Source organism: Martelella sp. AD-3 (assembly GCF_001578105.1).
Taxonomy (GTDB): Bacteria; Pseudomonadota; Alphaproteobacteria; order Rhizobiales; family Rhizobiaceae; genus Martelella.
On the sequence record NZ_CP014275.1, the window covers coordinates 2,049,082 to 2,062,769 of the forward strand.

Here is a 13,688-nt window from a genome sequence, read left to right on the forward strand (position 1 = left end):
ATTGTCGCAGAGCGTTCAGCTCCGGCGCTCCGGCGCCGGAGTTTTCCGCCGGGCGGCCCTCGGGGCGGGCGCGGCGCGGCGTGCGAAGCGGCAAATTGATTTTACAAACGGCCGGACAACGGCTAGTGTTTCGAGAATATGGGACAAAGACGGTATTCTCAGTAGTTTCAAGAGCAATGGTTTCTGGCGGCAGGCCTCGCGTTTTCATACTAAATCCTTTTCGGAAAACACGCCTTTAATCCTGATCGCATTCTTCGGCTATTCCCTGTATCCAGCATGGGGAACCGGATTCGGGTTGAGCGTTCAATATTGGAAATCAATGGTAAAATGAAAAAAAGCACTTATTACGGGCATAACGGGACAAGACGGTTCATATCTCACCGAATTTCTGCTTGAAAAAGGCTATGAGGTTCATGGCATCAAGCGCCGCGCCTCGCTTTTCAACACGCAGCGCGTCGATCATCTTTACGAGGATCCGCATTTCGACCATGCGCGCATGCGGCTGCACTACGGCGATCTGTCGGATACCTCCAACCTGACAAGGCTCGTTCGCGACATCGAGCCCGACGAGATCTACAATCTCGGCGCCCAGTCGCATGTCGCCGTTTCGTTCGAGGCGCCGGAATACACCGCCGACGTGGACGGAACCGGCGCGCTGCGCCTGCTCGAGGCCGTTCGCTTCCTCGGGCTGGAAAAGAAGACGCGCTTCTACCAGGCCTCGACCTCGGAGCTCTACGGGCTGGTGCAGGAAATACCGCAGCGCGAGACGACGCCGTTTCATCCCCGCAGCCCCTATGCGGTCGCCAAGCTCTATGCCTACTGGATCACGGTGAACTATCGCGAGGCCTATGGCATGTATGCCTGCAACGGCATTCTGTTCAACCATGAAAGCCCGCGCCGCGGCGAGACCTTCGTCACGCGCAAGATCACCCGCGGCCTGTCGAACATCGCGCTCGGCCTGGAGCCCTGCCTTTACATGGGCAATATCGACAGCCTGCGCGACTGGGGCCACGCCAAGGACTATGTCCGGATGCAGTGGATGATGCTGCAGCAGGATGCGCCGGAGGACTATGTCATCGCCACCGGCGTTCAGTATTCGGTCAGGGAGTTCATCACCTGGGCGGCCTCGGACCTCGGGATCAGCCTCGAATTCTCCGGCGAGGGGGTCGACGAGATCGGCACGGTTTCCCATGTCGAGGGCGACCTCGCGCCGAACGTGAAGCCCGGCGACGTGATCGTCAGGATCGATCCGCGCTATTTCCGCCCCGCCGAGGTGGACACGCTGCTCGGCGATCCGACCAAGGCGAAGGAAAAGCTCGGCTGGGTGCCCGAGATCACGGCCCGAGAGATGTGCCGCGAGATGGTCGCCTCCGATCACAAGGCCGCCCGGCGCTACGCGCTCCTGAAGGCGCACGGGCTGGATCTGCCCGTCAGCCTGGAGGGTTGAGGATGAGCTACGACCTTTCGGGAAAGCGGGTCTGGGTTGCCGGACACCGCGGCATGGTGGGCGGGGCGCTGGTGCGCCGTCTTGAGAGCGAGGGATGCGAGATCGTCACCGCGGGACGCGACGTGGTCGATCTGGTGGACCAGAAGGCGGTGCACGCCTTCATGGCGGAGGCGAAGCTCGACGTGGTCGTGGTCGCCGCCGCCAAGGTCGGCGGCATTCTGGCCAACAACACGCATCCGGTCGATTTTCTCTACGACAATCTGATGATCGAGAGCAACATCATCCACGCGGCCCATGAATCCGACGTGGAGCGGCTGCTGTTCCTCGGTTCATCGTGCATCTATCCGAAGATGGCCCCGCAGCCGATTCCGGAAGACGCCCTGCTGACCGGGCCGCTGGAGCCGACGAACGAGTGGTATGCGATCGCCAAGATCGCCGGCATCAAGCTGTGCCAGGCCTATCGCAAGCAATATGGCCGCGACTGGATCTCGGCGATGCCGACGAACCTCTACGGGCCGGGCGACAATTACGACCTGCAGTCCTCCCACGTGCTGCCGGCGCTGATCCGCAAGTTCCACGAGGCCAAGCAGGCGGGCGCCGCGGAGGTGGTCGTGTGGGGCACGGGCACGCCGCTGCGCGAATTCCTCCACTGCGACGATCTGGCCGACGCGCTGGTGTTCCTGCTGAAGGAATATTCCGGCTATGACCACGTCAATGTCGGCTCGGGCGCGGAGGTGACGATCCGCGAACTCGCCGAGACGATCGCCGCGGTCGTCGGCTACGAAGCCCGGCTCACCTTCGACAGCACGAAGCCCGACGGCACGCCGCGCAAGCTCATGGACAGCAGCCGGCTGCACGCCATGGGCTGGAACCGCGCCCGCTCGCTGAAGGATGGCGTTACGGATGCGTATGAGGCTTTTCTGAAAGACTAAAGCCTTTGAAGTTTTATACTTTGTGTAAAACTCTAATCCAATTTTGCCATTTGACCTGCCCTTCTGTAATTCCTAGGAGGATTTCGATACAAAAATAATTATGAAGTTGCGTTTTCATGGAAAAAAATAATGATTGAAGCTACAGTAGAAAAGGTAAGGCGTAATTTTTTACGATCTTCCTTTATAATTGTTTTATCCTTTTTGGTAACTGCAACGACGAATATTTTACTTATCTCGTGGCTCACTAAAAATGGCGGCTTTAAACTGGTCGGCATTTGGGGCCTCTTGAGCGCAGTAGTCATGTACATTACAATTCTTGATTTCGGTTTTATTAATGCTCTGACTCGAAAAATGGCGATCGATGGCCCTCTAGCCACAATTCCTACAATACGTTGGTTGATTTCAAGGTTTTTGACTGTTGTCACTCCGGTTCTTTTATTGCTGTACCTGTTGTCTTTCGTCATGCATCAGCACAGCGACAAGCTGATTGGCTTCGCTTTTGCTTCTTGTGCTGGCGCAATACAGGTACTAGGCGGATGGCTAATAAGTCTAAGACTCGGATCGCACGAGCAGTTTTGGTTTAACGCAACAGTGATTGCGCGTGTACTTGTGCAAGCTATCGTAATAATATTTTTTTTCCATTCTTATTTCGACAATCCATTTGCTTTTCTAGGGTTTTCTTTTTTTGCAGGTTCATTTGTGGAGATACTAATAGACTTAGTTCTGTCCTATAAGTTCTTAAGTGATTGGATCGAATCGAAATCGTCAAAGACGAACTTCAGTGATGTCAGAAGCATGTCGAAAGGATTTGGCGTCGCTCACATATTGCAGAAGGCGCAGGAGCCTACTTGGCGGATGCTATCGGCTTCTTTTGGCGGGACAGCTGCACTCGGCGTTTTCACTGTGGCTATTAGAATTCCATCTGTGATCAACTCCTCGATAGGCCAGGCGCAGAGAGCTCTGTTACCCGGGCTTGGTCAACTTCAGACGAGTAACGATATCAGCGGTATACGAAATTTGATTCGCGACGGCATCCTTGTCCAAATGGTCATAGTAGTACCCGGTTTTATCGTGCTACTTTCACTAAGCCAGCTATTCCTTGACGTTTGGTTGGGAGAAAGTGCTACAAACGAGTTGCTTTATTCGACGCGGCTGATGGCGATTGCCTTCCTGATCCAGTGCCCGGTGATACCCTTCTTCTGGGCGCTTCAAGCTCTTGGTGACGCACGTAAGATAGCCTACACCACAGCGGCTACCTTGTCGTTCGTTTGCATCTTCGGCGCTGCTGCTTTGAAAATAGGTGACGTGTTGATTTGCGCTGAGAACTGACCCGGGATTGCGGGAAATTATCACTGAGATTTGACCCATGTTTCAATCACCCCTCGCGAGGTTCAAGCGGGGGTTCTGGAGTGATCGACATGGCGTTATTGAGCGTAATTCGGCGCTGGCATTTTCGAGAGCATTTATCGATCCGGGAGATTTGTCGCAGGACCGGCCTATCCCGGAATACCGTCCGGAAATATCTGCGACTTGACGGCGTTGAACCGAAGTTCAAAGTCCCGGAGCGGCCGAGCAAGCTTGATCCGTATGCGGATCGGCTGTCGGCCTGGCTGAAGACGGAGTCAAAGAAGGGCCGCAAGCAAAAGCGCACCTTGAAGCAACTCCATGCCGACCTGATGAGCCTCGGCTATGAGGGTTCCTATTGCCGTGTTGCAGCCTTTGCCCGGGAATGGAAGGCGGACCGGCAAAGGGAATTCCAGACGACAGGGCGCGGAACGTTCGTGCCTCTGGCATTTGAGCCGGGCGAAGCCTTCCAGTTCGACTGGTCTGAAGATTGGGCCATCATCGACAATGAGCGCACCAAGCTGCAGGTAGCGCATACCAAGCTGAGTTATAGCCGCGCCTTTATCGTCCGGGCCTACCTCCTGCAGACGCACGAGATGCTGTTCGACGCCCACAATCATGCATTCCGCGTCTTCGGCGGCATTCCAGGACGTGGGATCTACGACAATATGCGCACGGCGATCGACAAGGTCGGCCGTGGCAAGGATCGCGACGTCAACGTCCGTTTCCTGGCGATGGCCAGCCACTATGTGTTTGAGCCCGAGTTCTGCAATCCTGCATCCGGCTGGGAGAAGGGACAGGTCGAGAAGAATGTGCAGGATGCACGCCATCGATTCTTCCAACCCATACCCCGCTTCCCGTCATTGGAAGCCCTGAACGATTGGCTTGAGCTTCGCTGCAAGGAGTTCTGGACCAAGACCCCGCATGGTCAGATGCGCGGCACCATCGCCGACATCTGGGCTGAGGAGGCTCAGGTATTGATGCCTCTCTCCCGGCCATTCGACGGGTTTGTCGAATATACGAAACGGGTCACACCGACCTGCCTCGTGCATCTGGAACGCAATCGCTACAGCGTCCCGGCATCCTTCGCCAACCGGCCGGTGAGCATGCGGGTTTACCCGGAACGTGTTGTGATCGCTGCAGAAGGTCAGATCGTTTGCGAGCATCGCCGCGTCATCGATCGATCCCATGACCGGCCGGGACAGACGATTTACGACTGGCGGCATTATCTGGCGGTGGTGCAACGCAAGCCAGGTGCCCTGCGCAATGGCGCGCCATTCGCCGAACTCCCCGGTGCATTCCGATCCTTACAGCAATACCTGCTCAAGAGGCCGGGTGGTGATCGTGAGATGGTCGATATTCTGGCGCTGGTCCTTCAGCACGATGAACAAGCGGTGCTCTCGGCCGTGGACCTGGCGCTGAAGTCAGGCGTTCCGACCAAGACGCATGTACTGAACCTGCTGCATCGCCTCGTCGACGGTAAACCCTGTACGCCCCTCACCATTGATGCACCACAAGCCCTGACGCTCACCAATGAGCCCAAGGCCAATGTTGAACGATACGACACCCTGAGAAAGACGGAGGCTCGCCATGCGCCATAACCCCGCAAGCGGCGCGATCGTCATCATGCTGCGTCAATTGAAGATGCATGGCATGGCCCAAGCCGTCGGCGAGCTCACCGAACAAGGATCGCCGGCATTCGAAGCGGCAATCCCCGTCCTGTCACAACTCCTCAAGGCCGAAACCGCCGAGAGGGAAGTCCGTTCGACTGCCTATCAGCTCAAGACCGCACGCTTTCCAGCCTACCGTGATCTGAACGGCTTCGACTTTGCCAGCAGTGAGGTCAACGAAGCGCTTGTGCGCCAGCTCCATCGCTGCGAGTTCCTCGACGCCGCCAACAATATCGTTCTGGTCGGCGGTCCCGGTACAGGTAAAACGCACATTGCCACCGCGATCGGCGTTCAGGCCATTGAGCATCACCACAAGCGGGTTCGGTTCTTCTCAACAGTCGAACTGGTCAACGCGCTGGAACAGGAGAAGGCCCAAGGCCGCCCGGGTCAGATCGCCAATCGCCTGGCTCATTCCGATCTCGTCATTCTGGATGAACTGGGATATCTGCCGTTTAGTGCCTCAGGTGGCGCACTGCTCTTCCATTTGCTGAGCAAACTCTACGAGCACACCAGCGTAATCATCACCACCAACCTCAGCTTCAGTGAATGGGCCAGCGTGTTCGGCGATGCCAAGATGACCACCGCGCTGCTCGACCGCCTTACCCACCACTGCCATATCCTCGAGACCGGAAACGACAGCTTTCGCTTCAAGAACAGCTCAGCTCATGAAACCAAAACAACAAAGGAGAGACGGAGGAACTTGACCACGACAACCGAATAGAACGTTATATAAAGGCGGGTCAATTCTCGGCGCAAATCCCGGGTCAGTTCTCAGCGCAAATCAACATAGGTGACGGCTCCGTTGTATGGTATGCAATGGTATTCGTTCTTTCGGGTGTCATTCACGTCGGAATGATCCTATGGTGGAGCGAACGGCGCTGGAATATTGTTCGGTCAAGCCTGAAGCTTATTGCGTGGACGCGTTTAGCTATTTTTCTCGTAGGCGTTGCACTGCTGGCTTGGTACGCTCAGACGATGCGCGTTTCGGGTTTGGCATGGGTTAATCTGATGACCAGCGCAGTCATATTCGGTGTGCCTTATTTGTTAGCGGTGACTTTGATCTACAAGAAAAAATTACTTGTTAGATCCGTCTGACTATCCGTATCGCTCAAATGCATAATTCTCTTTTTGGATAGATTTTCAAGTCATGACTGAGCTGATGCATAGCAGAATACGCAACAATGCGGGTTTCGAAGAGCGTTCTGATAGCCGCTTGGTTTTTTTCTGTGGTATTTTCGGCGTCCTTGTACTCTCTAGGTTCAGTAATTTTTTATTCTCTACCCCTTTTGGGTATATGGGAGAAGCTCCCATCTTTTTGTGCGCCCTTTATTTCGTGTTTTTTTTCAAAGTGAAGGTTGCCTTTTTCAAAAGGATCTTTTTATTTACAATTTTGTTTTTTGTAATTGTATTTCCTTTTTCCCTGATTAGTATTGTTAAGGGTATACCATTTTTTGGCGTGTATTCTGATGTCAGATCAATGTATATTCTCTTTATATTTACATACATTTTAAACAAATCCGATAGTCATAGTGTTGAGAGATTCATTTATTTTTCATCTTTTTTGCGATAGCAGGAACCGCACTGTATTTGTTTATCGGTTCTGTGGGGATTATTCCTAGCTATGCTGAGAGTGCGAGTGTCTCTGGGAAGCAATTCACCCCAGTTTACTATATGTTCCCAATGATATTAATTTCTATGAGATACAGAGATTCCAAATTGGTTTTCTTGTCATTGATTTTATGTTATTATATGCTTTTGTTTGTGGCATTTAGGCAAGTATTTATTCTCACAGCTGCGGCTTCTGTTGCATATTTGTTTGTTTTGACGCGTAGGGTAACGGGTCGAGCTCTTTCTTTGATTTTTTATTTTCTGTTATCACTTGTTTTCTCCCTTGTGCTGATGTTCGGCTTTGCGTCAAAGAAAGGGGTTACAAATATTCTATATGGAATAGCTGATCTAATGGAATCCGCAGGTATACCTTATCACTATCAGTATCAGCTCGTTTTAAAAACCGCTGCTACATTGAACGGGGTGTACCGGAGTGAGGGCGACCGTATTTATTATTATTATGCAACAAATATTTTTAATTTTGAAAAATTTTGGTGGCCACGAGGGATAGGTCAGAAATACAGTATCGGAGATCCAGATATTTGGGCTGGAAATACATTGGATAATTCATTTATTTTCTTTAATTATCACTTTTCTATATTTGTAATGTTGATATTGTTGGTAACTTATGTATCATTCTTTTTTTATAATTTGTTCCGTCAGGAGCTCGTAAACGTACCTGTCTATCTCGCCTGTTTTTCAGCATTTAGTCTCTTCATCTATTTCCGTGCCTATGTCTTTCTGGATATCTCGATAGCGACTAGTTTTGCCTTTTTCCTGACTGCGGTCGCGATTTCGGGTCGCTCCAGAACCTCGGGCGGCCCTGTGCGTGGATCATTGCGATGAAAACCTTCACCTATTTCGAGCCGAAGACCGAGGGGCACAGCGCCATCTGGGCCACCTGGCTGCTCGAGCGGCTGCTGCGCCACGAGGCGGGCATGCCGGTGCGGCTGGCGGCGGGCGCGGCGCTGATCGAGCGTTTGCCGTCCGCGCTCAGAGACGATCCGGCGCTGTCGATCGATCCGCTGCCGGACGGGGAGATGCGCGCCCTGATGGAGGGAAGCCTTGTCGCACGGGGCCTTGCGCAATGGGGCAAGGCGCGGCGGCTGCTTTCCGAGCGGCCGGGCGTCTGTTTCATTCCGGCCTTCGACCACGCGCTGCTTGGCGCCTGCGTCGACCGGCGGCCCGTCGACGGCATCATCACCGGCATCATCTTCCGTCCGCCGAACCATTTCGGCCTCACGCCGTCCCTGAAGGGCAGGGTGGATACGGCCCGGCGCCGCGCCATGTATTTCGCCTCCCGGCGCCGCGCCACGCCCTTCCTGTTCACGCTCGACGAGACGGCGGCCCGCGACAGGATGACCGCCGGTCGGCTGCTGTTTTCACCCGATCCCGCGCCCGACCTTTCGCTGCTGGCGGTGCCCGGCCGCAAGCCCCGCGATGACGGCCGCCGTGGCCTGCTGATCTTCGGCGCGCTCTCCCGCCGCAAGGGCGTGGTGACGCTGCTGCGCGCGATCCGCCATATCGCGCCCGAGAGGCAGCGCGGCCTTGCCCTGCGCATGGTCGGACGCATCGCCGGGGAGGACAGGGCGGAGATCGAGGCTGCGCTTTCCGAATGCAGGTCCGCAAACCCCGACATGGCAATCGAGCTGGTGGACCGCTTCGTGACCGATGCGGAACTGGCGCAGGAAGTCGTCAATTGCGATGTGGTGCTTGCCCCCTACCAGAACCATGTGGGCTCGTCCGGGGTGCTGTTCTGGGCTGCTGCGGCCGGAAAGCCGGTGATTGCCCAGGAGACCGGCCTGATGGGCTATCAGGCGCGCCTGCACCGGCTCGGCACGACCACCGACACGACCGACCCGCAGGCGCTGGCGCGGGCGATCGAGGGCGAGCCGGCGATTTCGCGCGATGATGCCGGCGCCTTCGTCGCCGAACATACGGCGGATAATTTCGCGCGGTCCATTTTTGACCGGCTTCTGGCTTGAATTCTGCCCGCGGAGGGCATAACCCCGCCGCTGGAACGTCCCGCATGCGCGGCGGACGGGTCTCAACGGCCGTCCGCCCTTCGCGCCACAAGCGGGGAGGGCGTGTGGCGCCGTATCCCGAGACGCAGGGGGCGAGCTTTGAAGATTTGGGTTTTGACGGACGGGAAGATCGGTGACCGGGTGCAGTGCCTGGGCGTTGTCCCGCGCCTCGGCGCGGAAGCCGAGGAGAAGGTGATCCTGCCCGGCAAGCCCTGGGAATGGTGGATGCCGCATGGCCCGGTTCCGCCGAGGCACCGGCCCGGCCGGCCCGACAGCCCGATTTCGCCGCCCTTTCCCGATGTCGCGATCGCCAGCGGCAGGCGGATGGTGCCGTATCTGAAGGCGGTGAAGAAGGCCTCCGGCGGCAAGACCTTCACCGTCTTCCTCAAGGATCCGCGCATCGGCGCATCGGCGGCGGACCTGATCTGGATGCCGCGCCACGACCGCTTTCGCGCCGACAATGTGCTGGTGACGGACACCGGCCCGCATCCGCTGAGCGAGGCGGCGATTGCCGAAGCGGCGAAAGAGCGGCCAGAGGCCTGGGAACGGCTGCCGTCTCCCCGTCTCGGCCTGCTGATCGGCAATCCGGTCTCCGGCACGCGTGACGAGGCCGCCGCGCTGAGGCGTTTCATGGCGCAGATCGATCACGCGAAATCGGAAGTCGGCAGCATTATCGTCACCCAGTCGCGCCGTACGCCGGAGGCGGTGATGACGGCGCTCCGAGCGCGCCTTGCCGGTTTTCCGCACTGGATCTGGTCGCCGGACGAGGCCAATCCCTACCGGGCGCTGCTCGGCTATTGCGACATGCTGGCGGTAACGGGGGATTCCCACAACATGGTGAGCGAGGCGCTTTCCACCGGCAGGCCGGTGTTTCCGCTCGTACCCTATGCCCTCAATCCGAAGCTTGCGGGTTTTCTCAGGCGCCTTGAGGAGGCCGGGCAGACGCGGCCCTTCGATGGCCCGCTGCGCCCCTACGGTTATGACCGGGTGGATGCGACCGAGGAGATCGCCGCGGCGATCCGGCGCGGCCTTGCGGCGCACGGCCGCAAGGGCTGATCGGCAGGCAGCGTCAGGCCGTACGGATCGGATCTTCGGGGAAGGCGAGCTGTTCGCGCGCGCGCCATTCCGGCTTGACGTAATTGATGATCAGCGATTTGCGCACGCCCGCGATCGGCCGTTTCTCGAAGCCGTGCCAGGTGTTGTCGGCAGGCACGAAGATCATCGCCAGATTCGGGCCGAAGGGCGAGCGACCGACATGCTCTTCCTTCGAGGCGTAGATGTCGGTCCCGAGCTTTTCGTGGCCGGCTTCGTCGGAAAGATAGACCAGCAGCGTGAAGAGCTTGACGCCGATATCGGTATGCGGCTCCAGCCAGAAACCGTCCGTGTCCTGGGCATATTCGATCCGGAGGCTTGATCCGTCGAGACGGGTGCCGAAGGTCTTTGCGATGAAGCCGGACACATCCGGCGACTGGAACGCGGCGGCGACGGCGGCGCAGCTGTCATACTTCGCCTTGTTCTCCTGGTCGAAATAGTGCCGGCTCTTGTTGTGGACCTCGCGCGTGCCGGAAACGCCGCCGAGATCCGGCCGCGGAAAATCAAGCGCCTGAAGGTCGGCAAGCAGGGCGCCGGGAAACAGGTCCTTGACCAGCCAGTGCCGATAGGGGGTCGGGTTTGCCTCGGCATTCGCAAACGCCGTTTTCACGTGTTCGCCGACATTGCCGTATTTCGCTTCAGTCATATTGGAAACCATTCTGCGTTTGAACTGGCGCAACCCTACATGCATCGCCGATGCCGCACAACTGTCGGGGCGATGAAGCGCCGGACCGGCTATTTGCCGGGTTTGCCGGTCTTGCTCCTGCGCCGGCCGCGCTGTTTCTGCTCGGCGGGATCCTCATAGGAGCCGGCGCCGATCTTGCCGCGCTTGACCGGCTTGTCATCGCCGCCGCGCGGCTTTTCGGTGCGCCCCACCGTCATCTCGTCCAGCGTGTTCTTGCGGAAAAGCGGCCGCGCCGTGTCGGTACCCGGACCCATGTCGTCGAGCGAGGGGCGGGCGAAATAAGAGCCGCTGTCGTCGCCCGACGATGTCGGCGCTGCCTCGGCCTGGCGCGATTCGGCCTTTTCCAGCTTGTCGTCCATGCCCTCGAGTTCGGCGGCCTTCAGCCGCTTGATCTCGTCGCGCAGCCGTGCGGCGGTTTCGAAATCGAGGTCGGCGGCGGCGTCGCGCATCTGCTTTTCCAGCGCTTCCAGATGGGCCTGCAGATTGTTGCCGACAAGATGTCCGTCCTTGGCAAAGCCCTTGCCGCCCTTGGCGCCGATATCGGCGCGGACATGGTCCTTCTCGTAGACCGAATCGAGAATGTCGGAGATCCGCGCCTTGACCGATTCCGGCGTGATGCCGTGCTCTTCATTGTAGACGAGCTGCTTCTCGCGGCGGCGGCTGGTCTCCTCCATGGCGCGCTGCATAGAACCGGTCACCTGATCGGCATAGAGGATCACCCTGCCGTCGACATTGCGCGCCGCGCGGCCGATGGTCTGGATCAGCGAGGTCTCCGAACGCAGGAAACCCTCCTTGTCGGCATCGAGGATGGCGACGAAGCCGCATTCGGGAATGTCGAGACCCTCACGCAGAAGGTTGATGCCGACCAGCACGTCGAAAGCGCCGAGCCGGAGGTCGCGAATGATCTCGATTCGCTCCAGCGTATCGATGTCGGAATGCATGTAGCGCACGCGAATACCCTGTTCATGCAGGTATTCGGTGAGGTCCTCGGCCATGCGCTTGGTCAGGACCGTGACCAGCGTGCGGTAACCCCTGGCCGAGACGTCGCGAATCTCGCTCAGCACGTCGTCGACCTGGGTCTTGGCCGGGCGCACCTCGACCGGCGGGTCGATCAACCCGGTCGGGCGGATCACCTGCTCGGCGAAAACGCCTCCGGACTGTTCCATCTCCCAGCCGCCGGGCGTGGCCGAAACGGCGATCGTATCGGGCCGCATCGCGTCCCACTCCTCAAACCGCAGCGGCCGGTTGTCCATGCAGGAGGGTAGGCGGAAGCCATATTCGGCGAGCGTCGCCTTGCGCCGGAAGTCGCCCCGATACATGCCGCCGATCTGCGGAATGGTGACGTGGCTCTCGTCGATGAAGATCAGAGCATTGTCCGGGATGTATTCGAAGAGGGTCGGCGGCGGCTCGCCCGGCCTGCGTCCGGTCAGATAGCGCGAATAGTTCTCGATCCCGGGACAGGAGCCTGTCGCCTCCATCATCTCGATGTCGAAGCGGGTGCGCTGTTCAAGACGCTGCGCTTCCAGAAGTCGTCCTGCCTTTTCAAGCTCCTGCAGACGTCCCTTCAACTCTTCCTTGATCGCCTTGATGGCCGCATTCAGCGTCGGGCGCGGCGTGACGTAGTGCGAGTTGGCGTAGATCTTGACCGATTGCAGGTCGCCTGTCTTCTGCCCCGTCAGAGGATCGAACTCGGTGATCTGGTCGATCTCGTCGCCGAACATGGAAATGCGCCAGGCGGCATCCTCAAGGTGGGCGGGGAATATCTCGATCGTATCGCCGCGCACGCGGAAGGAGCCGCGCTGGAAATCCATGTCGCGGCGCTTGTATTGCTGGGCCACCAGGTCGGCGAGCAGTTGCCGCTGGTCCAGCGCGTCGCCGACCGACATCTGGAAGGTCATCGCGGTGTAGGTCTCGACCGAACCGATACCGTAGATGCAGGAGACCGAGGCGATGATGATGCAGTCGTCACGCTCGAGAATGGCGCGGGTCGCCGCATGGCGCATGCGGTCGATCTGCTCGTTGATCGACGATTCCTTCTCGATATAGGTGTCGGAGCGCGGGACGTAGGCTTCCGGTTGGTAGTAATCGTAATAGGAGACGAAATACTCGACCGCGTTGTCGGGGAAGAAGTTCTTGAACTCGGAATAGAGCTGGGCGGCGAGCGTCTTGTTCGGCGCCAGGATGACGGCCGGGCGCTGCGTCTCCTCGATCACCTTGGCCATGGTGAAGGTCTTGCCCGAGCCGGTGACGCCGAGAAGGACCTGGCTGCGCTCGCCGTCGTTCAGACCGCCGACGAGGTCGCGGATCGCCGTCGGCTGGTCGCCGGAGGGCTTGTATTCGGTCTCCATGCGGATCGGGATGCCGCCCTCGGATTTTTCCGGACGCTCCGGGCGGTGCGGGGTCCAGATCTTGCCGTCCTTGAACAGCGGATTGCCGCTCTCGATCAATTTGGAGAGCGCATCGACCGTCGCGGTAACCGCGCCAGGCGCGAGATTCTTCGCGTCTTCCAGCGAGACGTCGACGCCGGAGACCGGATTGAGGCCGGCGGCCGCGCGCGTCTTCGGGTCGGATGACGCGCCGATCGAGACGCCGCGCGATGTTCGCCCGGCGGTCGCGTCGCCGGCTTTGCTCTGTTCTCCCGCGCTTTCCTTGCGCTCGGAGGCTTTCTTGCGGTGCTTGCCCGCCTTGGAGGCGAGCGATCGCTGTGATTCGACGGCCTGGGACTCGGCTTCAGCCTCGAGTCCGGCGAGCCAGTCCGCCATCGAACCTTCGCCGGCTTTGCCCTCGAAGGACGTCTGCGGCGCTTCCTCGAAGCCGGAGTTCCTGTTTTGTTTGCTAGGTCTGTTAGCCATGAGATGAATATGGAGAGAGTCCTGCAAAAAGAAA

General features: G+C 58.2%; 11 protein-coding genes. 9 read left to right on the forward strand and 2 right to left on the reverse strand.

From position 1 onward, the window contains the following. The first annotated feature begins 343 nt into the window (after positions 1-343). From gmd to AZF01_RS09580, 9 genes are all read left to right on the forward strand, one after another. Complete coding sequence (gmd, locus tag AZF01_RS09540; protein WP_036236470.1) at positions 344-1,447, forward strand: GDP-mannose 4,6-dehydratase; 1,104 nt, start codon at positions 344-346, stop codon at positions 1,445-1,447. A gap of 2 nt (positions 1,448-1,449) precedes the next feature. After that, a complete protein-coding gene (locus AZF01_RS09545) occupies positions 1,450-2,379 on the forward strand; it encodes a GDP-L-fucose synthase (protein ID WP_036236473.1) in 930 nt (309 codons plus the stop codon). A 129-nt stretch (positions 2,380-2,508) separates the two neighbouring features. Beyond that, entirely contained in the window at positions 2,509-3,708 is a 1,200-nt protein-coding gene (locus tag AZF01_RS09550) for a lipopolysaccharide biosynthesis protein (protein ID WP_152534478.1), read from the forward strand. Positions 3,709-3,797: 89 nt separating this feature from the next. Next, positions 3,798-5,324, forward strand: coding sequence for an IS21 family transposase (istA, locus tag AZF01_RS09555; protein ID WP_024706304.1), 1,527 nt, complete (start codon positions 3,798-3,800; stop codon positions 5,322-5,324). Further along, on the forward strand, positions 5,314-6,114 hold the full coding sequence (gene istB, locus AZF01_RS09560) for an IS21-like element helper ATPase IstB (RefSeq protein ID WP_024706303.1): 801 nt from the start codon (positions 5,314-5,316) through the stop codon (positions 6,112-6,114). Before istA ends, istB begins: the two co-directional genes overlap by 11 nt. Positions 6,115-6,209: 95 nt before the next feature. Continuing rightward, positions 6,210-6,488, forward strand: a complete 279-nt coding sequence (locus tag AZF01_RS09565) for a hypothetical protein (RefSeq protein WP_061449666.1) — start codon at positions 6,210-6,212, stop codon at positions 6,486-6,488. A gap of 492 nt (positions 6,489-6,980) precedes the next feature. Beyond that, positions 6,981-7,847: a hypothetical protein gene (locus tag AZF01_RS23965; protein ID WP_152534429.1), complete on the forward strand. Its 867-nt coding sequence runs from the start codon at positions 6,981-6,983 to the stop codon at positions 7,845-7,847. Next, positions 7,844-8,986 (forward strand): glycosyltransferase, encoded by a 1,143-nt coding sequence (locus tag AZF01_RS09575; protein ID WP_024706391.1) that lies wholly within the window; start codon positions 7,844-7,846, stop codon positions 8,984-8,986. The genes AZF01_RS23965 and AZF01_RS09575 overlap by 4 nt, the downstream gene beginning before the upstream one ends. A gap of 153 nt (positions 8,987-9,139) precedes the next feature. Further along, positions 9,140-10,081, forward strand: coding sequence for a mitochondrial fission ELM1 family protein (locus AZF01_RS09580; protein WP_024706390.1), 942 nt, complete (start codon positions 9,140-9,142; stop codon positions 10,079-10,081). A 13-nt stretch (positions 10,082-10,094) separates the two neighbouring features. On the opposite strand, the gene AZF01_RS09585 is transcribed toward AZF01_RS09580, so the two are convergent. After that, on the reverse strand, positions 10,095-10,763 hold the full coding sequence (locus AZF01_RS09585) for a 2OG-Fe(II) oxygenase (RefSeq protein WP_024706389.1): 669 nt from the start codon (positions 10,761-10,763) through the stop codon (positions 10,095-10,097). A gap of 89 nt (positions 10,764-10,852) precedes the next feature. Then, positions 10,853-13,654 carry an excinuclease ABC subunit UvrB gene (gene uvrB, locus AZF01_RS09590; protein WP_024706388.1) on the reverse strand — a complete coding sequence of 934 codons (2,802 nt, stop codon included), beginning with the start codon at positions 13,652-13,654 and terminating at the stop codon, positions 10,853-10,855. Positions 13,655-13,688: the final 34 nt, after the last annotated feature.